Annotated in this window: 20 protein-coding genes and 4 pseudogenes; 10 read left to right on the plus strand and 14 right to left on the minus strand. The window is 60.8% G+C overall.

Annotation, left to right across the window (positions count from 1 at the left end):
- The first annotated feature begins 176 nt into the window (after positions 1–176).
- On the plus strand, positions 177–1,370 hold the full coding sequence (locus AC1D1L_RS26540; protein ID WP_477344290.1) for a DUF1173 domain-containing protein: 1,194 nt from the start codon (positions 177–179) through the stop codon (positions 1,368–1,370).
- Positions 1,371–1,406: 36 nt separating this feature from the next.
- On the opposite strand, the gene AC1D1L_RS26545 is transcribed toward AC1D1L_RS26540, so the two are convergent.
- Positions 1,407–2,090, minus strand: coding sequence for a transposase (locus AC1D1L_RS26545; RefSeq protein WP_244748466.1), 684 nt, complete (start codon positions 2,088–2,090; stop codon positions 1,407–1,409).
- A 468-nt stretch (positions 2,091–2,558) separates the two neighbouring features.
- Between AC1D1L_RS26545 and AC1D1L_RS26550 the strand changes: the two genes are divergently transcribed.
- Entirely contained in the window at positions 2,559–2,954 is a 396-nt protein-coding gene (locus tag AC1D1L_RS26550) for a hypothetical protein (RefSeq protein ID WP_199201356.1), read from the plus strand.
- A gap of 108 nt (positions 2,955–3,062) precedes the next feature.
- Here AC1D1L_RS26550 and AC1D1L_RS26555 read toward each other — a convergent pair whose 3' ends face one another.
- The 5 genes from AC1D1L_RS26555 to AC1D1L_RS26575 form a co-directional block, all read right to left on the minus strand.
- Positions 3,063–3,743 carry a DUF1419 domain-containing protein gene (locus AC1D1L_RS26555; protein WP_477344275.1) on the minus strand — a complete coding sequence of 227 codons (681 nt, stop codon included), beginning with the start codon at positions 3,741–3,743 and terminating at the stop codon, positions 3,063–3,065.
- 83 nt (positions 3,744–3,826) lie between these two features.
- A complete protein-coding gene (locus AC1D1L_RS26560; protein ID WP_477344276.1) occupies positions 3,827–4,075 on the minus strand; it encodes a hypothetical protein in 249 nt (82 codons plus the stop codon).
- Positions 4,076–4,309: 234 nt separating this feature from the next.
- Positions 4,310–6,460: a ParB/RepB/Spo0J family partition protein gene (locus AC1D1L_RS26565; RefSeq protein WP_199201358.1), complete on the minus strand. Its 2,151-nt coding sequence runs from the start codon at positions 6,458–6,460 to the stop codon at positions 4,310–4,312.
- A gap of 220 nt (positions 6,461–6,680) precedes the next feature.
- Complete coding sequence (locus AC1D1L_RS26570; RefSeq protein ID WP_477344277.1) at positions 6,681–7,877, minus strand: DUF932 domain-containing protein; 1,197 nt, start codon at positions 7,875–7,877, stop codon at positions 6,681–6,683.
- Between the two features lie 176 nt (positions 7,878–8,053).
- The gene (locus AC1D1L_RS26575) at positions 8,054–8,362 is read right to left on the minus strand and encodes a GGDEF domain-containing protein (RefSeq protein ID WP_199201360.1); all 309 of its coding nucleotides are present in this window, start codon (positions 8,360–8,362) and stop codon (positions 8,054–8,056) included.
- A 296-nt stretch (positions 8,363–8,658) separates the two neighbouring features.
- Here AC1D1L_RS26575 and AC1D1L_RS26580 point away from each other — a divergent pair, with 296 nt between their 5' ends.
- The 4 genes from AC1D1L_RS26580 to AC1D1L_RS26595 all read left to right on the plus strand — a co-directional run bounded on the left by AC1D1L_RS26580 (position 8,659) and on the right by AC1D1L_RS26595 (position 9,932).
- Positions 8,659–8,772 (plus strand): hypothetical protein, encoded by a 114-nt coding sequence (locus tag AC1D1L_RS26580; RefSeq protein WP_477344291.1) that lies wholly within the window; start codon positions 8,659–8,661, stop codon positions 8,770–8,772.
- On the plus strand, positions 8,739–9,083 hold the full coding sequence (locus tag AC1D1L_RS26585; protein WP_477344278.1) for an antitoxin Xre/MbcA/ParS-like domain-containing protein: 345 nt from the start codon (positions 8,739–8,741) through the stop codon (positions 9,081–9,083). Before AC1D1L_RS26580 ends, AC1D1L_RS26585 begins: the two co-directional genes overlap by 34 nt.
- Positions 9,005–9,397: an antitoxin Xre/MbcA/ParS-like domain-containing protein gene (locus AC1D1L_RS26590; RefSeq protein WP_477344279.1), complete on the plus strand. Its 393-nt coding sequence runs from the start codon at positions 9,005–9,007 to the stop codon at positions 9,395–9,397. Before AC1D1L_RS26585 ends, AC1D1L_RS26590 begins: the two co-directional genes overlap by 79 nt.
- A 73-nt stretch (positions 9,398–9,470) precedes the next feature.
- Positions 9,471–9,932, plus strand: coding sequence for a phasin (locus tag AC1D1L_RS26595; protein ID WP_199201361.1), 462 nt, complete (start codon positions 9,471–9,473; stop codon positions 9,930–9,932).
- A gap of 159 nt (positions 9,933–10,091) precedes the next feature.
- Here AC1D1L_RS26595 and AC1D1L_RS26600 read toward each other — a convergent pair whose 3' ends face one another.
- The 4 genes from AC1D1L_RS26600 to AC1D1L_RS26615 all read right to left on the minus strand — a co-directional run bounded on the left by AC1D1L_RS26600 (position 10,092) and on the right by AC1D1L_RS26615 (position 11,237).
- A complete protein-coding gene (locus AC1D1L_RS26600; protein ID WP_199201362.1) occupies positions 10,092–10,304 on the minus strand; it encodes a hypothetical protein in 213 nt (70 codons plus the stop codon).
- A gap of 64 nt (positions 10,305–10,368) precedes the next feature.
- Positions 10,369–10,578, minus strand: a complete 210-nt coding sequence (locus tag AC1D1L_RS26605; RefSeq protein ID WP_477344281.1) for a hypothetical protein — start codon at positions 10,576–10,578, stop codon at positions 10,369–10,371.
- Positions 10,579–10,593: 15 nt separating this feature from the next.
- A complete protein-coding gene (locus AC1D1L_RS26610) occupies positions 10,594–10,827 on the minus strand; it encodes a hypothetical protein (protein ID WP_477344282.1) in 234 nt (77 codons plus the stop codon).
- Positions 10,828–11,051: 224 nt separating this feature from the next.
- Positions 11,052–11,237: a hypothetical protein gene (locus tag AC1D1L_RS26615; RefSeq protein WP_199201365.1), complete on the minus strand. Its 186-nt coding sequence runs from the start codon at positions 11,235–11,237 to the stop codon at positions 11,052–11,054.
- Between the two features lie 189 nt (positions 11,238–11,426).
- On the opposite strand from AC1D1L_RS26615, the gene AC1D1L_RS26620 reads away from it, so the two are divergent.
- Positions 11,427–12,878, plus strand: coding sequence for a CYTH and CHAD domain-containing protein (locus AC1D1L_RS26620; protein WP_477344283.1), 1,452 nt, complete (start codon positions 11,427–11,429; stop codon positions 12,876–12,878).
- A 924-nt stretch (positions 12,879–13,802) separates the two neighbouring features.
- On the opposite strand, the gene AC1D1L_RS26625 is transcribed toward AC1D1L_RS26620, so the two are convergent.
- Positions 13,803–14,489, minus strand: a complete 687-nt coding sequence (locus AC1D1L_RS26625; RefSeq protein WP_477344284.1) for an EAL domain-containing protein — start codon at positions 14,487–14,489, stop codon at positions 13,803–13,805.
- On the opposite strand from AC1D1L_RS26625, the pseudogene AC1D1L_RS26630 reads away from it, so the two are divergent.
- From AC1D1L_RS26630 to AC1D1L_RS26640, 3 pseudogenes are all read left to right on the plus strand, one after another.
- A pseudogene (locus AC1D1L_RS26630) lies at positions 14,372–15,056 on the plus strand (Mu transposase C-terminal domain-containing protein); the annotation flags it as partial. The gene AC1D1L_RS26625 and the pseudogene AC1D1L_RS26630 overlap by 118 nt on opposite strands.
- Before the next feature lies 1 nt (position 15,057).
- Positions 15,058–15,918: pseudogene (locus AC1D1L_RS26635) on the plus strand (TniB family NTP-binding protein).
- Positions 15,919–15,998: 80 nt separating this feature from the next.
- Positions 15,999–16,376: pseudogene (locus AC1D1L_RS26640) on the plus strand (TniQ family protein); the annotation flags it as partial.
- Between the two features lie 143 nt (positions 16,377–16,519).
- Here AC1D1L_RS26640 and AC1D1L_RS26645 read toward each other — a convergent pair.
- The 3 genes and pseudogenes from AC1D1L_RS26645 to AC1D1L_RS26655 form a co-directional block, all read right to left on the minus strand.
- Positions 16,520–16,600, minus strand: a pseudogene (locus tag AC1D1L_RS26645) (hypothetical protein); the annotation flags it as partial.
- Between the two features lie 438 nt (positions 16,601–17,038).
- On the minus strand, positions 17,039–19,459 hold the full coding sequence (locus tag AC1D1L_RS26650; RefSeq protein WP_136620264.1) for a bifunctional diguanylate cyclase/phosphodiesterase: 2,421 nt from the start codon (positions 19,457–19,459) through the stop codon (positions 17,039–17,041).
- Positions 19,460–19,789: 330 nt separating this feature from the next.
- Positions 19,790–21,748, minus strand: coding sequence for a putative bifunctional diguanylate cyclase/phosphodiesterase (locus AC1D1L_RS26655; RefSeq protein ID WP_477344292.1), 1,959 nt, complete (start codon positions 21,746–21,748; stop codon positions 19,790–19,792).
- Positions 21,749–22,027: the final 279 nt, after the last annotated feature.

Below are 22,027 nucleotides of genomic sequence, written 5' to 3' on the forward strand. Positions count from 1 at the left end.
GTCCTTCGCGAGAGGGGAGTGGCGCCCGCGCCGACACTCTCTCCGCGCCAGCCGGGCCACGCTCCTCCCTGCTCCCCTCTGCCTCTGGCGCCGATGCACCAAAGGGGTTGCGCTCTTTGCAAACCCATGACTTGAATGCGCGCACAGGGCGGCGGCGACCTGGAGCTGTGGAGGGGATGCGACGGTTCAGAATTGGCAGTGCGGTCTACGAGGAGGCAGCGCCTGACCTGCAGTCGGCGCTGGCGAACGCCTATACCCGCGCCGAGCGTCCGCTATGCCTGTGCCGCGAGCCGGGCTGCCCGATGTACATCGCCCGCATCGGCGACCTTCATCTGATCAAGCGCATGCCGCTGAGCGGCGGCGGGCATGATCCATCCTGTGATTCCTATGAATCGCCTTACGAACTGTCCGGCCTGGGCGCACTGTTGGGCGGCGCGATACTGCTCGATCCGCAAAGCGGCATGGCGGCTCTCAAGTTGGATTTCAGCCTGTCGAAGACGGGGAGCCGGGCCGCATCCGTGCCTGCAGGGCAAAGTTCCGCCAGTCTAACCGCCGATCCCACGAGGATGTCGCTGCGTGGCCTGCTTCATTATCTCTGGCACGAGGCCGAACTGACTGTCTGGACATCGAGGTGGGCTGGCAAGCGACATTGGTGGAATGTCCGCTGGCATCTCCTCGAGGCTGCCGGGCAAATGACGGTGAGGGGCGGCCCGCTCGCGGATATCCTGTTCGTGCCCGAGCCATTTCGCGCTGAGAACAAGCAAGCCATTGAGCACCGTCGCAACGCGGTTCTCGGCACGGCGCTCCCGCCGAAATCCGGCCCCCGAAAACTGCTCGTCCTGGTCGGCGAGGTGAAAGAGATTGTTCCTGCTCGTTCCGGTCAGAAACTTGTCATCAGGCATTTGCCCGGTTTTCCCTTCATGATCGACGATGCATTGCATCGCCGCTTGCAGGCGCGTTTTGAAAAAGAATTGTCCCTTTGGGCAGCGGATTCCAGCTCGCATCTCATGACGATCGCGACGTTCGGACTGAACCCGGCCGGCCTCGCCATTGTCGAGGAGATTGCGTTGATGGTGGTCTCCGAGAACTGGTTTCCTTACGAGACGGTCCCGGAGAAAAGGCTCGTCGATGGGCTCGCCCGCCTTCGCGAGAAGAGCGTGAAGGGATTGCGCTTTGACCTGCAACCCGACCAGCCGATCGCCAATGCGTTGCTTCAGAACAGGGACGACCCGATAGCGCTCTTTGTCGTTCCGGCCGGAGCGGACGAAAACTACGAAGCGTCGCTCGACGAAATGATCGCCGCGCGACCGGAGATCGGCTCTTGGGTGTGGCGGGTCGGCGAAGGCGATATGCCGCCGCTACCCCTTTGAGCGTCGGGCGGAATTTCCAACGTGGCTCAGTATGTCTTACGCAAGGCCCAGCTTGTTCTTGAGCTCGGCATTTTCCTTGCGCAGACGGTCGGCAAGCAGGTTCTTGAGGCGCTTGTTTTCTTCTTCGAGCGCGACAAGATCACGGAGATCGCCGCTGTCCGAAGCGGGCGCCACAGCCCTCTTCCAATAATAGTAGGTCTGCTCCGATATGCCGGCCTGGCCGACCGCAATCTTGCTGGTCGCACCGCCAGCGATCGACTTCTCGATCTGGGCGAGCTTCTGGGCGCGTTCTTTCTCAGAGTAGGTCTTCCGGGCGGTCTTCACTGCCACCGCAGGTTCGGCCGCCTGGGGCGCAGGTTTCGCTCCGTTCTTGCGGACCGGCTTTACGAGCTCTGACTTCGCTTTCTTTGCTCGCGGAACTTTCTTCTTCGATTCAGGCACTTCCACTTTGGCTGGCGCTACTGTCGTCTGAACAGTCTGAGCGTCCTGAAAATCGGCCATCATATACTCCGCTTGTGGTTTATCCCCTTCTTCAGCATCAAGTGGTCTTATACTGAAGTCAATGACCTCCGAATTTGGGAGCGGAGCAGCATAGCCCGGCTGCGTCATCTCCGTGGCAATCTTGGACAGGTCGAGATCGCCCCAGATCGAATGGCTTGGCTTCTGCTTACCGCGCCTCTGTTTCAGTTCCACGATAAATGGCCGGATCTGGCGCTTCATAGTCCCTTCCTTGATGTGAGGACGACTTGCAAGCCAAGTCGCTGTTTCGCGTTAGCGAGTATCCTGCGCCTAGGCATCTTATCGCTCTTGCAGAGCTTTATTGGAGAAGGCAAGCGACGAGCAAGCGAGATTCCACTGATCTCGGGGACTGGCTCGATCACCGCGACGCAAACAGTCTATTGCGAGCCGAGGTCTCATTTGACGCGACCTCCAGAGCGCATCCATGCCCGCCATCCATAGGCGCCACTTCGCTCGATCCACCGGCAGCTGAAAAATTTCGACACGCTGACAAGGCTCGCATGCTCCAGGTTCGGTAAAGAACCCCTCCCCGCATCGAGCGCCGCCCACGCCATCATTCGTTGCCGGCGGGCAAACGCACAAGGGACTAACAGCCGCCGGCATCCGATGGACTGTGCACAACCGGCTGCATCGATTGCAATCCTGATTTTCTTGGGTGCAAATCTTCTCATGGCGGCGGATGAGCTGGACGCGATTGTTTTCGGGATGGCAGTCGAAAGCGTTCGTGCGCTTCCTCTTGGATTCACGGAAAAAGTCGCAGAAATTGCCATCAGAAGCCACGGCGTCCTGATTTTTGATTTGCGCATCGATGGCGACTTTGAAATGCAGCGGATCGCCGCCGTCCGATATCCAAGCAACCAGACAGGCATTCTTGCGCTGGACAAGCAGGGCGCGGCCATCAGCCATTTCATGGTCAATGGCACTTTCTCCAGCTTTATCGCTCCGTTGGAGGACTGGAACACTCTGCCGCTGCCGATGCAGGCCAGAACGAGTATCGCCGGCCCGGCCAGCCTCTTCATCGGCGCCTTGCGCAATGCCGGATACATCCCGCGCGGCAGGTCCTGATCCGAAGTATTGTTCGGCGATCATATCGTCGAGCCAGTCCGATGCGCGCCCATTTCAGTGGAGAAGGTGGACCATGCTATAGGGACGTTTCGCTTCCGAGCGGCGCTCTCAGGGATAACCTCTATCGTCGCCTCCCTTCTTGGAGCTCTGGCTTGATCTCGCGGAGGACAGGAGCTCGTCAATCTCGAGATCCGACAGATCATCGAGCCGCTTGAAGACAGCATCATGCCTTCCGGCGTTAACGAGAATTGTGCGTTTACCGCGATGTTCGGCCCACCCGGTCTCGGGCTCTGCATTGCGGGGGATCCCCCTGAGTTCGACAGGAGTTATGTTCCAGATCGCCTCGATCTTTTCCTCGCGAGTCATGCTGTCGCTCGCGCCGGTCTCGTGGGCGATAATGGCGGCTCGCATCTTGTCTGGGGACTGCCGATCCGTGAGGTCGCAAAAGCCGTGGAACCAGCATTCGCGGCCTCGGATCCGGATCGCGAAGAATACGCTGGTCACGTTGCCGGCCTTGAACTCCGACATGCCGAACATGCCGGTGCGCATGAAGAGCGGCGGCAGCAAATCGAGCATGAAGTGGTATTCTGACGCGGGAATCTGGAACCACTCGCCTGAATAGGGTGTGCCGGAAAGCGGATCGATGCCGGGTGTGTCTTTGTGTCGGCTGAACAGTTGGAACATCTGCTCGCGGGTGGCGACGCCGTCGAGCACCTTCCTGAAGGGTGGATGTGAGGTCATGGGGCTCTCCTGAACGCAGGTAGGCCACGCGCGGCATGACCGCGTCATCGCAACTGCGTGATGGTGTTGTGGGTGTCGACTGTTCGACCTTGCGGTCGGCGCGTACATCAGCGTCGATGGGGCTTGCGGATTCAGGCGGCGCGGTGATTGGAGGAACGCAAAGCGTCTCGACCAACCCCGGTGATGGCACGGACAGCCGCCGCGAGCGCCGGAATGTCCTCAAGCATACCAAGTGCGACGAAATGATTGGATCCGCCGGTGTAGTCCTTGCGCCCCTTGCAGGTGCGTATCAGGATGCCGTGACCTGAGGACATTCCGAACTGGCCGACCTGGATGTAGGCGCGTTCATGGTGCAGGGTAATCTCACCGGAAACGGCCATGCCCGCCCTGTTTGAGCGCAGGTCAAAGCTTCCCTGCGGCAGGGCAAAGTTCGGTTCGTGTGGAAGCGTCTCTTCTGCTGCTCGTCATAGGAGCAGCTTCTGTTCCAATCGAACATGTGAACCTCCATGAAACGAAAGCGCCCGGGCGCACCATGGCGATCCCGGGCTTGAGAGTGAGTTGCAACTGGAACGGGTCCGGCGGAGGTGCCGGACCCGTTCGGAGCGGGAGCCTGATTATTCGGCGGCCTGCAGCTGGTCCGTTTCGTCGCCGTCGAATGTCACCGGCTTGTCGGAGGACTGATCCGCATCGTCGGCAAGGAAGGCCGGCAGCTCGGCGGCATCGCCGTCAAGAGCCGCCTCGTCCGACATGTTGCCGGGGACCGCGTCACCAGCATCGGCAGCCACTTGATCGACCTCGAGGCGCAGCGGCTCGGGCAGCCAGTTCGATCCTTCGAGAAGACGGGCGGCTTCGCGGGCCATGATGTCCTTCTTCATGTGGTCGATCAGCTGCGCGGAGTCTGCGCCACGGGCTTCACGGACAGCCTGCAGGATCCGCGCTTTGGTAAGTCGCCCGAGGAACTCGACAGTAGGCGTCCAGCCGGCGTCGACCATGTCGAACTGGAGCGAGCGTGCAAGCACGTCTGCATGATCGAGCGCCTTCACTCGCCTGTTCCAGGGTTCGACCACCGCATTGAGGGTCAGCGAGATGCAATGCGCGAACAGCGCCTTTCGGCTCGCTTCGTCGAGACCGAGGAGGAAGTCCCACAGGGCTTCCGCTTCATCGGGCAAGTCGCGGTCCCAGGCTTCGTGCCGCTCGGCGATCTCCTTGGCCCAGGATGTCTCGGCAAGCCCGTCGACCTGGCTGAAGCTGGCGCTCTTCAGGCTGATCTCCAGGCACGTGTCCGGCGCGAAGCGATAGAAAACCTGCAGGACGAAGGCATGGAGTGCGGCGACGAAGGCGATGTCGACGTCACCGGCGAGTGCGTTGCGCAGTGCCAGCGTCCGCTGCGCGGTCAGGTCGAAGACGAGCCGATCGGGCAGTGGCTTGATGCCGTCGTCCTCGCCGTCGTCGCCAGAGGCGTCGTTCACCAGCTTGCCGTTGACGACAACACCGTCGCAATCGTCGTCGCCATTGGAGCGGGTTCCGCCGGCAGCGCCTCCTTCCTCGCCCTCATCGACATCGCCGGTTTCGGTCCGCGGCTCGTCCTCGGACCGCACGAAACCGGCGTCGACCTGGAGCTTGCCATTCGCGGCAAGGGTAACGAACACACCGGCAGTGGCCTTCTGGGCGGGATCGTAGCTTTGAGGACGATCATCGATCGCATCGAGATCAGAACCCAGCTGGTCGAGCTTCGCCTCGATTGCTTCGTCGGCATCCTCGGCCTTGGCATAGTCCGCATCCAGCTTGTCATATTCAGCCTTCAACGCATCGTAGCGTGCGATCTCTTCGGCGCTGAGCTCCTGCGCCTCGGCGTAGATGCGCCGCATGCCGGAGGTGTGGCCATAGGGAAAGCTGATCGCCGCCTCGGCCCATTTCCAGCCTTCGGCGCGGATCGCGTCGGCATCCACCTTCAGCCTGTCGAAGACAAGCTGCTCGAGGAGTGCGGCATCCTGGTACCAGCCGCCGGAATCCTGCTCGAACAGGTCGCGCAGGATGACGCCGCCGGCCGCCTCATAGGCGTCGGCACCGACATAGACGGCCCGGCGATCATCGGCCCGCACCGTCGTCTCCGTCAGCAGGCGTCTGATGTAATATGGTTCCTGCATGTGCGAACTGGAAATCCGCTCCCAGACCTGCTCCTGGCGCGCGTGATCGTCCGAGATCGAAAACGCCATGAGCTGTTCGAGACGGATTTCGTCCTTCTCGTAGAGATCGAGAAGTTTCGGCGACACCGAGGCCAGCCGCAGACGCTGTCTCACTGTGGCCGGCGACACGAAAAAACGGGCGCCGATCTCGTCCGGATCGAGGCCCTGGTCGCTGAGTGTCTTGAAGGCCCGAAACTGGTCGAGCGGGTGCAGGTCGGCGCGCCGCAGGTTTTCGGCAAGCGAATCCTCCTCGGCCGAGGTCTCCTGCCCGCGGTTGACGATGCAGGGGATCGGCTCGTTCTTCGCCAGGCGCTTTTGCTTGATGAGGATGCCGAGCGCGAGATAACGCCGGCCGCCGGCGGGTACCTCGAACGTGCCGGTCTCCTCGCCCTCGCCTTCGAGCACGGGACGGACGTTCAGGCTCTGGATCAGCTTTCGCCGTCCGATGTCTTCGGCCAGCTGCTCGATCGACACCCCGTCCTTGATGCGCCGGACATTTTTCTGCGACAGCATCAGCTTGTCATAGGGAATATTCTCCGCAGCGTTCATCGCGATCTTCTGAATGGCGTTCTTTGCCATGGTCAGGTTCTCCATGACGGGCGGCCCGGGGCCTCTCCCCGAACCTCCAAGCCCGTCAAAAACCCTCCCCTCCCCCCTCTGCCTCCAGGCCTCGCGCCCCTTGGCCCCGGCTCGCGGATCTCACGCGACCGAGCAGCCCGGCGGGCCGCCCTGGGATTGATGGAGACGGTCCGGAGACGAGGCCGGGCGACGAAAGTTTTCGCCGCCGGCCTTTGCCCGATCAGTTGGCAAAATCGAGAAGCTTCTTGGCTTTGCCCTCCATTTCCAAGCGGACATCCTGATGCGGCTTGTCGCGCGCGACCCGCGTGATGCCCTGCACGAAATCAAAGATCGATTCCGGTGGTCTGCCTTCCTCAAGGAGAACAGTATCGATGATCTTCGTGGTCTCGGATTTGGAGAAGCCCCGCTTGCGCAGGAAGCCCTGGCGATCTTCGTCGTCTCTCGCAACGATCCGCTGCCGCGCCGTCTTCATGCCGTTGACGAACGGCATGGGCGAGGAATCGGCAAACTGGATCAGGGCCGGCTCGGCTTCCAGGGCGAAACGGGAGGCCGCGTATTTTGAATGGCGGATGGTGATTTCCTCGAAATCTTCCACCCCCCACAGATTGCGATTCTGACAAACCGCGCGCAGATAGAAGCTGGCGATCCCGAGGGTGCGGGCTCCGACCTCGGAATTCCAGCAGTAGAAGCCCCGGAAATAGAGATCCGGTTCCCCATTCGGCAGCCGCCCGGCCTCGATCGGGTTCAGATCGTCGACGAGGAACACAAAGACATCGCGATCTGACGCATAGAGCGTCGTGGTGTCGCGGGAGATGTCGACGTGCGGATTGTAGATACCGGTCGACCAGTCGAGCACACCAGGCACCTTCCAGCGGGTGTCGCCGGTACCGTTGCCGGCGATCTTCTGCACGGCGTCCACCAGCTCTGAGTCAAATATTCTGCCGTAGTCAGGGCCTGTTACCGCCCGCAACTCGAGGCGTCCGTTCTCGATCTCCAGCGTCTTAACCTGCTCGGCGCGATGGTTGAGGAGACCATGCTGTAGGTTGATCGCCGCGAGCGGAGCCGGTAGCTGGCGCAGATAGGTGGCCGGCGCGCCGACCCGGCTGGCGAGTTGGCCAAAACTCCAATGCGTGGGGGCAACTGGGGCCGACGCATCGGGCAACATCAGCCTCAGGCGCGCCGGATCGTCGCGGCTGGCCTCGACGCGGATCAGCTCACTTTCGACGATGCGGGTCTTGCTGCGCTCCGACCCGCTCTTCACCGAATTCCGCAGGTCGGTGAGTGACAGGTATCGCTCGTCCGCCGGCCGGTTGAACCATTCTGACGACACGCGGCCGATGCGCTGGCCGCGGCTGACGTCGACCTTGTAACCGGCACGCTCGGTGCGCTTGGGCGTATGAATTTCCATCTGGGTCATGGGTGTCGCTCCTCGGCGGGCGCCGGAAGACTCTCTCCCGGACCTTTACCCGCCACCGCAACCCGCCCGCCCTCCTCCTCTGCCGGCACCCGCGCGCCACTAGAAGCCGCCCCACTGTCGGTGCAAACAGCCTGCCGGGTGCATTTTCCGCCGCCCCCACGCGACCGGCTACGGTGTCACGACCCGCAACTTGGCTGCTTCATAGTCGAACGAAACGCGGTTCCGCACCCGCGTTGTTTCGCTTCAAAAAGGCAGCGTCCGGCAGTGCGCAGGACATCCTGAGTGTCTGCATCGCGAGCGATCTCTGCGCCTCCGATGCTGACAGTCACCTTCACGCCGTCTTGTTGCCCTTTGACCCGAGGAAGGCCTTCAATAAGCCGACGGATGTTCTCCGCAATCGTACCGGCCTGCTCTTTGCGCACGCCGCGTAACAAGACGCCGAACTCTTCCCCGCCAAGCCGTCCAACCGAGTCGCCTGACCGCACGTCACCGTTGGTGTTCCGGGATTTCTAAGATCTTAGAGCCGACAAGCATGCTTCCTAGAAAGCCTAGGCAATCCAGGACAAGATCATGTCGAGTGGAACTGGCTCAACGTCGAAGCAGACTTGAAGCCGGCCAAGGTTATTTATCTGGCGCGATCCCTCCCCTGGGCCGTCAATTCGCTGTAGCCGCTTTGCCGCCTGCGTGGCGTTCAAGTCGATCATGAATGACCCAGACGGTATAAAAGGGATTGATGCAGCGCGGCTTCTCCCTGGACGCAGAAGCGCTCGTTTCCGCCAGCATGATCGCCGGGAGCGTTGCTGCCGCGCTTCCCTTCCTGCCACAGCCTCAGTGGCTCGCGCTCGGCTCGTTCAGAGGCGATTGCCCGCGCTCACCTCCGAGTTCTTCGGCATGATGGCGAAAAGGATCTCCCGCTGCGATTCGGGTGCGTCTGATTGCGCCTGTGAAAGCACCGCACCGACGGATGGGAAGCCTGTATCCAGACACATTGCCGATCGCGCCTCCGACCTCCAGGTGGTGCTCATCGAAGACTGGGCCGGTGAGGTTGCCGGGTCGACCTATCTGGAGGAGAAATTCCGCATCCCTCGCTCGACGCTGCATCGCTGGCAGCGGCGCAGGGCGAAGTTGTGGCGCTGCGCAAGGGCGGTCGCAAACATGTCTTCCCGCTCGCCCAGTTGGTCGACGGTCGGCCAGCCATGGGCATAAGCGAGGTGTTGGCGGCGATTAGCAATCCGAGACTGGCCTGGTTCTGGTTGACCCGGCCCTGTCCAGACTCGACAAGGCATACAAGGGCTGCAGTCGACCCTTCTCTGCCCTTCGTTCGGAGAACATCTAACGGCAGGCTTGACCCGAAGCAGACCGTGGCTGCGAATCGCGTGAGAGTCGTCAAACGGGTCGCAACGGGACATTTGGAGTGCCGGGGCGCCAAGGAATCCCGGCTCTGTGGTCATGTCCTCGCTGATCTCCATTCGCGCAGCACCGGGGCAGCCCGCTCGCGCAAATTCATGGCAGCTTCATAAATCCGTTGCGGCGATTTCGTAGATGAAGGAGGCGGCTTTGCTTTGCGGTCGCCCCTGGAAAAGGATGGAAAGAATGTCCAAGATCACCGGCAAGACTGAAACGATCGAGAACGTCGAATTCCCTACCGTCGACCCGTCCAAGGTTGCCGGCCAAATCCGCGCTGTCGCCGATCAAAGCGTTGAGCAGTCGAAGGAAGTATTTTCCAAATTGAGCTCGGACGCCGAAACGACTCAAGGGGCTTTCGAGTCGACCTTTGAAATGGCCAAGACCACCGGCAACGAGATGCTCCTGCAGACGATTGCCGCTCTGCAAGCCAATGCCGAAGCCGGCTTCACGCTCCTCGAAGCACTGGTTGCCGTGAAGTCGCCGTCCGAGTTTTTCGAACTGCAGACCGCATTCCTGCGCAAACAGATCGAGAAGTCCGCCGAGCAGGCCAAGGCCATTCAGGCATTGATGTTGAGAGCTAGCGAGGACGTATCCAAGCCGATCAAGGATGCCTTTGACAAGGCTTTGAAGGAACGCAAGGCCGCCTGATTGCTTCATGCAACCGAGACCGGAGGACAGTTCTCTACGCTCAGGAACCTGGCGCCGGTCTTCTTCCATCTGGTCGGACGGCTTTGCCTGCCCGACCGCATCGCAATGACGTCGGCCTCACGGTTTTCGGCGCTTCTTGTCCTCTGGGTCCGGTGGGCATTAGTCGCGGTTCTCCCCGCTGTAGCGGACAAGCCGCGCGATTTGTTCATGCAATAAGGTGGTTCGCGGCAAGTCGGAGAATGCACCGCTTGTCGCCGTCTCGACAATCGCGCAGCGCACCGCTTCGGGGATCTCCTGCCAATGCACCAACGTCGCGGCAGCAAGATGCTGTAGCGGTATCTGAACGTCCTTCTCGAAGGATCTCGACGGCACGCTGCTTTCTCCAATGCATTGCGATAACGCGTATAGGAGTTCGGCCTATCGCGCGACGCCTGTTTCATTCGCTGGTTTCGAGGTTTCTCAGCCCGTCCGCAATAAGTTGCAGAGTGGCGATCAAGCGCTTGTATTCCTCGATGATATCGGGAGAGAAACGCGCCAACTGAACGGCATCGCCCCAATCGTGTGACGCTTCCGATTCGATCATGTCGCGGCAAATCTCAATCTGTTGCTCGCGGATTGCTATTCGGTCGGCATTGGTTGGGCGCAAGCGCCATGCTCCTGATCAAGAGCCGCCGTCTAGACGCTCGGCTATGGCGAAGGCCTGTAGGTTCTTGACCTTTCCGTGGTCTTGGTCGGCATTGGCGATAATCGAGAAGAACGCCGCGCGGGCGATGTCTTTCTTTGACGCGTTCGGGCGCTCTTTCCGTGCCGCCTTGATCAATTGCTTGGGCGTCATATCCGGCGTCACGATCCGCATCAGAGCGTCGCTGATCGCCTGCAATTCGGTCGCATCCATTAGGAGACACTCCGTCCCTTGGCTCCCCACTAGCAAGTCTAGCAGAGCGCCTTTATTAGCTGAAGCTAAATTCACGCTCATGAGGCGCCTCGCCAGCGCGCGTTCCGGCTGGCCCGCTGTCTAATACGGGCGAAGCGGCCCTTCGCTGACATAACCAGCCAGGCCGGTCAGTGCCGCTCCGCAATGAGGCGGAGAGACAGAAAGAAGAAGCCGCGCCGAGAATTTCAGTCTTCCTTCAAATCTTCGGCTTCATCTTTGAGCCTGGGCCAGTCGGCACCATGCTTACGCAACAAATCGCGCGCTTGTTTCGGCGAGACGTCGGTAACTTCCGTCAGGTGCTCCACCTCCAGCTCTTGCCCCTTCACCACGCGGCTCGCCTGCTTCTCTTCTTTCTTTTCCTTGGTAGCCATCTCTGTGTCCTTCTCCCGCATCCCAGGATCAACGAGGACTGAGAAGTGTGGTTCCGTCTCGCGCATTATGGTCGCCGGTTCGAGGTCTGGCCGCAGTTGCTCGAGGCGGGCGGTTGTTTGTGACAGCTTTATGACGCACCATGCGGGGACCCCTTCGATTGCCGTGAAGCGACGCGGCGCGAGGACATCATGCAGGAAACGGAACTGAAGCTCGAGCTTTCGCGGTCGGGTGCGGGATCGCTCCTCAAGAAAAATCCGTTCGGGTCTTCGCCCACCATTCTTCAGCAGAGATCCATCTATTTCGACACCCGCGGACGGGATCTGTCCGAGCGTGGCCTGTCGCTTCGCATTCGGCAATCGGGAAATGAAAAGATCCAAACCCTCAAAGCCAGCGATGGCGCCGCGGCCGGATCGTTCACACGCCAGGAATGGGAGCGACCGGTTGCCGGCGATACACCGATACTTGACGATCCGCAGGTCCAGGACCTGCTTGCAGGGGCTGGCCCAAGCCTCGCGCCTGTGTTCGAGGTTCACGTCAAACGGTATTCCTGGAATGTGATGGATGGCGACGCTACGATCGAAGTTGCTTTGGATCTTGGCAAGGTCGTTGCAGCCGATCGCGAGGCGCCGCTATGCGAGATCGAGTTGGAAAAGAAGGCGGGCTCACCGACAGCGCTGTTTGCGCTCGCCCGGAAAGTCGACTTGATCACACCGGCGCATCTCGGGGTGCTGAGCAAAGCGGAACGGGGCTATCGTCTACTTGGCTCGGCGCCCGGTGCTGTGAACGCGGCTTCGACCCCACTCACGTCCGAGATGAGCGCGGCAACGGCTTTCGCGCGCATCGCAGCGGCCTGTCTCAAACAGTTTCGTCTCAATGAAACGGCGCTGGGCTGGTCCCGCGATGCCGAGGTCCTGCACCAGGCTCGCGTGTCGCTGCGACGGCTGCGCTCGCTGTGCTCGATGTGCAAGTCGCTGTTCGACGACAGCCGTTTCGACCGCCTGCGCGAAGAATTGACATGGCTCGCTTCGGAATTTGGCGATGCGCGCAATATCGACGTGATGATCGACCGCACTTCGAGCGAGGCTCTTTCAAGCCGTCTTCAAGACGCGCGCGACGACGCCTATGCGGCGGTCGAAGCATCGCTCTCCTCGGTGCGCGCCCGCTCGTTGATGATCGATGCCGCCGAGTGGATTTCCATCAGGGACTGGCGAACCGACCAAACGGACACAACCTGGCACGAGCAGTCATCACGGGATTTCGCCTCCGGTGTATTTGATAAACTTTGGAAAAAGGTGGCGAAAGGCGGCAGCAGTCTCATCGATGCCAATGACGAGACTCGCCATGAAGTGCGCATCGCCGCAAAGAAGCTGCGCTATGCGGCGGAGTTCTTCGAGCCGCTTTACGAGAGCAAGGCGGAAGCCAAACGCCATCGATGGTTCATCGAGGCGATGAAGGGCCTGCAGGATCAGCTCGGCAGCCTAAACGATATCGCCACCGCGCCCGATATGTTGGCAGCGCTGGAGCTTTCGGATGTGGCTGGTGCGAAGGATCTCTTCAGCACCGAAGACAAGTTCAAGCTTCTTGAGGACGCCGAGGAAGCGCATGACGCCTTTGTCAACACGAGGCGCTTCTGGCGTTGAGGCAGCATGCAGAACCACAGGGACCGACGAAGTTCCAGCACCTCTTGCCAGCAGGCGACGCGGAGGCGGATCGCGCGGACGGGAGAGAAGTCGTGACGGTTGTTTTTGGGCTTGATGCAGTGCTCGAGCCGGCCGGTGCCGGCACCTGCCCCGGCTACGCATGGAACCGAGTTCCCAGCATAACCGTAACACCACGACCCGATGGCTAAACGCTGCTGTCATCCGCCGCTCAATGACATTTGACAGAACCTCGATGCGCTGCTCGCGTTCGCTCATCACAATCAGTCCCGACCTGGAATCTCCGGCGCTGCCGAAAGGGTCGCGGCACCTCAACGCCCGCAGCCTGCCGCCCGCATGGATGCGGCCGACGCTGGCCTCTATCGCTAACGACACGGTCAGTACCCCCCGATGCCCCTCCCGCCCGCACGTGATCGCTCGGCGCTGGGCGGCGAAACGGTACATCCTGCAGCGTTGCCAACACGATGGTCGAGAAGGACATCTGTGTCTGCTGGATATTGAGACCGCCTAGCAGGCGTGGAAGCAGCGTCTGTATGCCGCAAGGCTCGGTGACCTCTGGCGGGGGAGACCTGCGAGTTTTTGGCGGGCCCTCGACATTCGGTGGCGATCGGGCGGGAGGTCGCACGCCCAGCCCGCCGCACAGTGCCCGCCACGGCGGGGGACTCCCATCGCTAGTTATGCGGCCGCGCCAAATCCGCCCGACGCCCGCCCTCCAGGCCGAGGAGAGCCCCGGTACGAAGACACGGAAGGCGATATCCAACCCGCGGATAAGAATCTGATCAACTGTCGTCTCTGAGCGCCAGCTCAGTGCACCTTTAGCCACAGATTCCTTTGCGCGCCGGCCCAAGCAGCCGATGCTTTAGCCGTCAGCCTTGACAGGGAACATGAGGGAACCCGTACTCAAGATCATAGGCCTTCTGACTTGCCAACCTTTAACGCCTTAAAATGCTGATCAGGCTGAACGCACCAGCCCATACTCGAAAAACGCGCCGATGACCCCTGCGATGTCTTCGGCTGCGACCGGCGGACTGAATAGGAAGCCCTGCAACTCGCCACAGCGTTCGGCACACAGCGTATCGAGCTGCGAGACCGTTTCGACGCCCTCGGCGTGTCGATGCCTAGACTGGTGGCAAGGCCGATGATAGCTCGGACAATGGCGAGCGACTCCGTGCTGCTATTGATCTCGCGGACGAAGGAGCGGTCGATCTTGAGCCTGCTGAACGGGAACTGCCTGAGATAGCTCAGGCTCGAGTAGCCGATGCCGAAATCGTCGAGGGCAATGCGAATACCACGGGCGCGCAACTGCTCGAGAACAGCCACGTTAGCGCTGTTGCCGGCAAGAAGGACCGATTCCGTGATCTCGATCTCCAGCCGTTGCGGCTCGAGACCGCTCCTGGCGAGGGCCAGCGCAGCGGTACCGACAAGGTCTTCAGCCTTGCGGAACTGGACCGGGGAGACATTGACTGCGAGCACTAATAGCGGACCGCGACGAATATCCCGCAGAGCGCCGAGCCCGTCTCTGCTTCGCCGATCTGGAGCGATGCGTCGCGCTTGCGGTGATCGACCATAACCTTCAGCAAAACGCGAGGACATTGAAGGTGCCGGCGACAGAATGGAACCGGCTGGCGCACGATTTGCCCCGCTTCGACGATGATCCTATAGGGGTCTTGCTGGCATTCATGCCTGGGACGGAGAGGCGCATCTCGCCGCAGGGCGTCAGCATGTTCGCATTGGACTATTTTTCACCGTGGCTGGGCGGCCTGGTTCCGCAGCGAGACCGGCTGGGGAGGGTCGAGGTGCGATACGATCCCCGCGATATTAGCCACATCTACGTCCGGGATCCGGAGACCAGAGGGTTTCGGGCGGTCGAGAGGCGCGATGGTGCGCTCTCGCCGATGACGTTATGGGAGCACGATGGTGATCGCACGCACCGACGTGCTACGAACGCGCGATCGGAAGTGGAGAAGGTGACGCTCCGCCGGCGGATCGCGGAGATCGCTGGGGGACAAAAACCTTCTAAAAGTCGATCTGCGCAATGCCGTGCGCCGAACCCACGCGGCCGAAGCGCCCAAACCCTATGATGCGATGCGTCCGGCGACGCCAGCGCCTGCCGATCATCCCGTGCGTCAGAAACGCCGCCTGCCGGTCGAGGATTGGTGACATGGCGGATCATCTGCTCGACCACGTTCGCCCGGTTCTTGACCGCAGCATGGAAGAGCGGATCGCCTACATCCAGGCGCCGCGATGGATCGGACATAAGGTGGCAGTCCAAGCGCATGAACGCCTTGCCGAGTTGCTGTCCCGGCCGCCGGCGTTGCGGACTCGCGGCCTAATGCTTCTCGGGCCCTACGCCAACGGCAAGACGATGATCGCGGAACGGTTTGCCGTCGAACATCTGAAACCGCCGAGCAGCAGCGGGTATGGGTGGTTCAAACGCACGAGGGTGCCGGTCTCACCCATTTCTATGGAAGTATCTTGCACGCATTGCGAGCGCCGATTGGCAACGGCCGGGATGTCGGTCGTAAGGCCGAGCAACTCGATCATCTGCTCCACAGTCTGAGGCCGAGAGTCCTGATCTTCGACGAATTCCACAATGCTCTGCGAGGCCGGACTCGCGATGCGGAGGCGGTCTTTGCCTTCCTAAGACGGATCGGCCGTCAGTACGATATCTCGCCGGTCCTGATCGGGGAAGTCGCTGTCTTCGACTTCATCAACGCGACCAGCGAAATGGCGAGCCGGTTCGACCTGCACGCAGTGCCGCGATGGCAATATGGCGAGGAGTTTCTGACGCTCCTCGACAGCCTCGAAGGGGCCATGCCGCTCGCCCGTGGTTCCGATCTGTCCGATGAACCCCTGGCGCGAACAATCTTCCAACTCTCCGAAGGACTGATCGGCGAGATCATCGCCATCGTCACGGCGGCGACAATCACGGCGGCAAGATCCGGCAAGGATCACGAAGGCAGCAATCGACGTCCCGGTCTCGAAGCGTCGCCAGGCACGGCTCCGCGACGCCCTGCTATGAGCAGCGGCCAAAGGGCCGGTTCGGGCGTTGCGATCGAGGTCCGGGAGCGATACCGGGACGTTGTTCGGGATCGGTGGCCGATGGCCATTGACCCACAGCCCGATGAATTGCTGTCAAGCTGGCTCCACCGCCTCGCGATCGCGAACGGTGTCGCGCCGCGATGGTTCGCCGGCGTCCTTGGGCTCGGCGAGGGGATGTGGTCGGCCCGCCTCGACCACAGGCTACCGCATGGTGTCGCAACCGTGCTCCAACAACAGGCGGATGTTGCGACGGAAACGTTGTCGGCAATGACGATGGAAGGCCGGGTTCTGACTCCGCTCCTGCTGCCGTTGCGCGAGAAAGCCGGGCGGAACCGTTCGACCTGGATGCAGTACTGCCCTCTGTGTTTCGCCGGCGATGACGCTCCGTACTTTCGCTGCGACTGGCGGCTGGCGACGCGGATCTCGTGCTTCGTGCATGGTTGCGGTCTGCGTGATCGATGTCCCGCCTGTCGAAGCGGGATTGCATCCTTCGACCAGACCGAACTGATGCCGCAGCACTTCTGCGCCCGATGCGCGAGTTCGGGGAAGCCTAAGCCGAGGTCGCACGGGCCGAACAGGGTGTCGCCGTCGGCGTCGATTTGGGTGAGAAGCCAGGTTGCTGACCCGGAACAGTTTTGCCACTGGGACATGGTCGGTGGCATTAGCAATGGCGTATTGTATATCGTCAGCCGGTGCCATGTTTCGCTTCCGAGCCCCCCGGTCAGCCCGGCGCGTGCTGACCTACCCCGCTAGAGGGCCGGTCCATCCCAATTGGCGCAGGTGACTTAGCGTCAAGACTCAGCTAAGGGTGCTGCGTACACTCCCAGCTAGCCGGCGTCCATTTCAGGCAACCTCCACCAAACGGCGCCGGCCCTTTTTCCTATTCGTCCCGCCAGATCTCCCAACGCCGAGTGCCGGAGGCAGATCGTGTGCTGCTCCGGTTGGGTGGAATAGCTCTGCGCTCATCGCACTCGCGGCTCTTGCACTGCTGGCATCGAACCTTTCCCTCACCTCATTGATCGTGACCTTGCCGATCACCTCCCGCAGCTCGAGCGGCTTGTAGCAGCGCGTGACGTTGCAGCGTGCGACCCGCTGCCGCATTAAGCCGCGCTGTTCTTGATCACGCGCAGTTCGTGGTTCCCCAGCCGCCGGGAAGCGGCTGCCCTACCATTGCCGATCGTGTGCTGAGCGAAGTCGGAAATCGGGCAAGGTCGGCCGAGAAGATAACCCTGGATCGCATCACAGGCTTCTCCACGAAGGAAGGTCAATTCCGCGTCCGTTTCGACGCCCTCTGCCAAGACGGGGAGCTTGAGGCCCCGGGCGAGGCCAAAGACAGCACGCATGACGGCAGCCGCCTCGACGCTGCTATCGACCGCCCGCACTAGAGACTGGTCGACTTTGATCTTGTCGAACGGGAAGGCCCGCAAATTCGACAGCGACGAGTACCCGGTGCCAAAATCATCCATTGCGATTTGGACCCCAAGGCTTTTGAGCTGGCGCAGCGCGGCGAGCGCGCGCCCCATGTCCTTGATCAGGCAAGTTTCGGTAATTTCCAGCTCGAGGCGGAATGGATCGAGACCGGTCTCTTTCAGCACTGCGCCGACCAACTCGGACAAATTCCCGCCATGGAGTTGCATGGCCGAAACGTTGACGCTGATTGCTAGCGGTTGTTGCCAGCTTGCCGCCTCGGCGCAGGCGGTCCGCAGCACCCATTCACCGATCTTTAGAATGGCGCCACACTCTTCAGCGATCGGGATGAACACGGCCGGCGGAACGGCGCCGCGTTCAGGATGATCCCACCGGAGCAGCGCTTCGAAACCGAAGACCTCGTTGGACACGAGTTGCGCCTGCGGTTGATAGACGAGGCGGAGTTCCTTGCGCGAGATCGCGTGACGGATGTCGTGCTCGAACTGACGGCGATCGCGCAGATGCTCACCCATGGCCGGCTCAAAAACGCAATAAAGGCCGCGCCCCTGCATTTTGGCCTCATAGAGCGCAGCATCGGCATGGCTCAAAAGCGTCTCCCGATCGGGTGCATCGTTCGGGAATACGGCGATGCCGATGCTGGTGCCGATGGTGACGCCGGCGGGCAGGTTGCCGCCTGTGTCGTTGAATGCGTCCAGGATGGCCTCAGCAGTGCGCGTCGCATAGCCCGCGCTCGGCAGACCGGGAACAATCACAGCGAACTCGTCGCCGCCCAAGCGCGCAACCATTTGCCCGGGCTTAAGGACGCCCCTGATCTTCTCGGCCACACACTGCAGCACGGCGTCTCCGACAAGGTGGCCGAAGAGGTCGTTGATCTCCTTGAAGCGGTCGAGATCGAGGAAGAGCACGGCAAGGCACCGCTCAGTGTCGAGATGTGCCGTAAGCTCGGCCTCCAGCTTTTCGTTGAAGCTCGTGCGGTTCGGAAGCTTGGTCAAGGGATCGTGGTGGGCAAGGAAGTGAATTTCCTCCTCCGCCCGCTTGCGCCCGCGGATATCGCGCACGGCAAACACCTGATGCGGCTTGCCGGCATAGAGGATGCTGTGCCGGATCAGCTCCGCCGGGACCATGCTGCCATCCGTCGCGCGGAGCCCCACCTCAAGCGGCGTTTGCGCAGTGCCCGTGAACTCGCCTTGGGAAACGGTGGGAAAGAAGGACGCGAGCGGGCGTCCGACCGGCTGAGAGCCGTCGACGCAGGCAAGCGCGGCGAAACTGCGATTGGCTGCCACGATCTCGGTTTCGTTGCACACGATCAGCCCCTCGACGGCCGCGTCGGCCAGCTCCTGCATACGCGCTGCCTCGCCAGCGCGACGGAGATCGCGCACATCGAGGGCGAGGCCGATGATGGCCAAAAGGATGATGAGGATCGAAACGAGGGCTACGCCAGCCGCCATCCAGTCCGCGGGCAACGCCGTTGCGGAAAGAACAATGCGCGGGTCTGGCATGATTGCCGCCGCGGCCATCGCGGTGAAATGGTGGCTGCAAATCGCTACCGTCAACACGAGGGCACCGAGCGCCTTCCATTTGAGCGTGTTGGAGTGAAGGGCAACCGGCAATGCGGCCGCGCCGAACAGCCCGCCAAGAATGATTGAGGCGGCGACGAGCGGCACATCCCACACGACGCGGCCCGCGATCTCGAATGCGGCCATGCCAGTGTAGTGCATCACCGCGATGCCGCCTCCGACGATAGCACCGCCGATCCAGCGTCCATGTGGAACGCGTGGCGAGATGCCGATCGTGAGACCCGTGCCGGTCAAAGCGATCGCGGCCAGCAACGACATGATCGTCAAGGCGATGTTGTAGCCGCTCGGTACGGCGGGCTGGAAGGCCAACATAGCTATGAAATGCGTCGCCCAGATGCCGAAGCCGGTGGCGACCGCGGCGACGGCTAGCCAGATCCGTCGCATCTCGCTTTCACTGCGCCCGACATGGTGGAGGAGGTTCACGGCCGTGAAGGAAGCCAGGGCGCAAATGAAGGCGGCCAGCGCAACCAGACGCAAATCATGCTGCGTCGCAATGCAAGTGTAGACTTTCAACATGCTCTTCCCCCAGGCAGGATGATCACCCCGTTGGGGAGAAATCTACGCCCAAAACTTGAATAAAGCGCTTAAGCGGCAAATCCGCTTTGAATCATCTCGTCTCTCAAATCCGGTCATCTCTTGCGCCCTCAAAGGCGATTACGCGGCCTAGGCAAGGTTCGTCTTCTTCCCGAGCCGGGCGCAATTCCGGCCGTGATCGCGAAATCTCGACGCAATGCCTTCTCGATGTGTCGCGCCAGCGTCACATACGTGGGCGACGGCCAAGGCGGCCGTTCTCATCGAGATAGGAGGTAACCAGACCATCGCCGGTTAAGATGCCGGTCCTGCTATTCAAACACCTAGCTCCTGACCAAACTGCTTCGCAGCAATGCCAGGAATGTCGTCAATCCGGTCAGGTTTCCCGATTAAATAGCCTTGAGCTTCATCACATCCGACGCGGCGCAGGTAGTCGAGCTGGTCGAGAGTTTCCACGCCTTCGGCTGTCACCTCAATTCGAAGCTCATGCGCCAACTCAATCAATGATCTTACAATGGCGGCGCAATCCGCATCGGCCAGCATATCCTGGACAAAAGATCGGTCGATCTTGAGCCGCGAAAGAGGCAATTTACGGAGGTAAGTGAGGGATGAATAGCCGGTGCCAAAATCGTCAAGAGCAACTGTCACAGATAATGAACTTAACGACTGTAATAACGAAATCGTTTCTTCAAAATTCGAAATCAGCACCGTTTCTGTGATCTCGACCTCGAGTCTTCGGGGCTCCAAACCGGCTTCAGCCAAGGCCGCTACAATTCCATCCAGCAAGGCCTTGTTCTTAAGCTGCATTACCGACAAGTTGACGGATACCCGCAAGTCGCGCGGCCAGCGCGCCGCTGCCAAACAAGCTGTTTTGACGACCCAGTGTCCGATGGCGTGAATCAAACCCGTTTCTTCAGCGATGGATATGAACTCCGACGGAGGGATAGGGCCAAGGGTCGGATGCTGCCACCGCAGAAGCGCTTCAAAACCTCGGATGCGATCGCTCCCGAGGTCGAGAAAGGGTTGAAATGCGAGCCAAAGCTGGTCATTGGCCAGCGCAGATGGGAGATCGCGTGCAAGGGCATGGCGCCTTGCAGCAGCTTCATCGTCGCCTGGGCTGAAAAACTGGATGGAGCCCGCCCCCGGCGTCTTGGCCCTGTATAGCGCGGTGTCGACGCACCGCAGGAGTTGGTTGGTATCCAAACCGTCAGCGGGGGCCAAAGCGATACCTATAGAGGCCCTGCAATATATTTCGCGCTTTTCGATCAAGAACGGCGCGCACATGGCATCTACGATCTGTTTGGCCAAGGACCTGATCTGATCTGATCTGATATCGCGCGTAGCAATTATTGCAAATTCGCCGCCCTCCAATCTGGCAATGCCATCGCTCTCCCGCGTCGATCTCCGAAGTCTCGCAGCCACTTCGACCAAAAGGGCATCCGCCATGGCTCGGCCAAAGCGATCATTCACCTCGGCAAAATTGTTAAGATCGAACAAAAGCAACGCACAGTGCTGGTCAAACTGCTTTGCGTCCACCAACGCGTTCTCCAGCCGCTCGTTGAAGCTGAACCGGTTTGGCAGTCTCGTCAGAACATCCCTGCGAATGGCATTTTCGCTTTCCGCCTGCAGAATAAAGCGCTGGGTAAATTCGAAGGCGTGAGCAAGCACGGCACGAAACAGCGTGATGGCGTAACTCACCATCAGGATTGCGACGGGCAGGTTGACCGCGTCTTTCACCCACACGATCGCCACCGCTGAACCGACGAAGATCGGTAGCGTATACGCGATGGCCGCAATAGGAATCGTGTAAAAGGAAGCGGCGCCGCCTGCGATCATCCCCGCGCTCAGGCAGGTAATGACGACCTGGGCGGCACTTGTTGCCCCGCTGAAGAACAGAACGGGAAGTGCTCCCCACCAGGTGCCGAACAAGAAGGCGTTCCGCACCAGGTTTTGCGTTGTCCGGCGAGACACCGATCTTGGTTTGACGGACTGAAATGATGATCTCGCTCTTAGGCCGACGAAACCAGCGGCGACGATGATCACACTCGCCCAGAGGATGGCTTTGGTTTGGTCAGGCGAGCCCCAAAACGCCATGACAAAAGTGGCCGCATTGAGGATGTTCGCAACCATGGCAAGAAGCGTGTTGCGAAGCACGATACTGACCTGCTCCGCCCTGATACGGCCGGCAAGTGGTTCGATCGTCGAGGGCCCGCCAAAAACACGCAGGTCTCCCGCCAACAGGTCACCGAGCCTTGCGGCTGACAGACGCTGCATCACTCTTTCACTCCCGCCCTAGAGTAGTAGCTGCGTGTTGATCTCCTAGCACCGAACAATTCGGAAAAAGTAAATTTCGACGGCAAATTTGGACAGCCCAGTTGGGGAAACCAAAGGGCTCCGGAATTCGAAGATAGTGAAAGACACGATGCTCCCTATCCGGGATGTCGCGACGCAAGCCTAGGAATTCTGCCTCAAGTCTGTTGCCGGCCTCCGTGAAGGACTTGGCCTTGTTGCATTCTGAGACTCACGTTGCCCTAATCCGATCGCTGGTTCACG

The organism is Mesorhizobium sp. P2_D6, from assembly GCF_056404315.1.

Excerpts from the sequence above, each read along its gene's own strand:
- AC1D1L_RS26540 (WP_477344290.1), top strand. The coding sequence starts at position 177 with ATGCGACGGTTCAGAATTGGCAGTGCGGTCTACGAGGAGGCAGCGCCT.
- AC1D1L_RS26545 (WP_244748466.1), bottom strand. The coding sequence starts at position 2,090 with ATGAAGCGCCAGATCCGGCCATTTATCGTGGAACTGAAACAGAGGCGC.
- AC1D1L_RS26550 (WP_199201356.1), top strand. The coding sequence starts at position 2,559 with ATGGCGGCGGATGAGCTGGACGCGATTGTTTTCGGGATGGCAGTCGAA.
- AC1D1L_RS26555 (WP_477344275.1), bottom strand. The coding sequence starts at position 3,743 with ATGACGCGGTCATGCCGCGCGTGGCCTACCTGCGTTCAGGAGAGCCCC.
- AC1D1L_RS26560 (WP_477344276.1), bottom strand. The coding sequence starts at position 4,075 with ATGGCCGTTTCCGGTGAGATTACCCTGCACCATGAACGCGCCTACATC.
- AC1D1L_RS26565 (WP_199201358.1), bottom strand. The coding sequence starts at position 6,460 with ATGGCAAAGAACGCCATTCAGAAGATCGCGATGAACGCTGCGGAGAAT.
- AC1D1L_RS26570 (WP_477344277.1), bottom strand. The coding sequence starts at position 7,877 with ATGACCCAGATGGAAATTCATACGCCCAAGCGCACCGAGCGTGCCGGT.
- AC1D1L_RS26580 (WP_477344291.1), top strand. The coding sequence starts at position 8,659 with ATGATCGCCGGGAGCGTTGCTGCCGCGCTTCCCTTCCTGCCACAGCCT.
- AC1D1L_RS26595 (WP_199201361.1), top strand. The coding sequence starts at position 9,471 with ATGTCCAAGATCACCGGCAAGACTGAAACGATCGAGAACGTCGAATTC.
- AC1D1L_RS26610 (WP_477344282.1), bottom strand. The coding sequence starts at position 10,827 with ATGGATGCGACCGAATTGCAGGCGATCAGCGACGCTCTGATGCGGATC.
- AC1D1L_RS26615 (WP_199201365.1), bottom strand. The coding sequence starts at position 11,237 with ATGGCTACCAAGGAAAAGAAAGAAGAGAAGCAGGCGAGCCGCGTGGTG.
- AC1D1L_RS26620 (WP_477344283.1), top strand. The coding sequence starts at position 11,427 with ATGCAGGAAACGGAACTGAAGCTCGAGCTTTCGCGGTCGGGTGCGGGA.
- AC1D1L_RS26625 (WP_477344284.1), bottom strand. The coding sequence starts at position 14,489 with ATGTCCTCGCGTTTTGCTGAAGGTTATGGTCGATCACCGCAAGCGCGA.
- AC1D1L_RS26650 (WP_136620264.1), bottom strand. The coding sequence starts at position 19,459 with ATGTTGAAAGTCTACACTTGCATTGCGACGCAGCATGATTTGCGTCTG.
- AC1D1L_RS26655 (WP_477344292.1), bottom strand. The coding sequence starts at position 21,748 with ATGCAGCGTCTGTCAGCCGCAAGGCTCGGTGACCTGTTGGCGGGAGAC.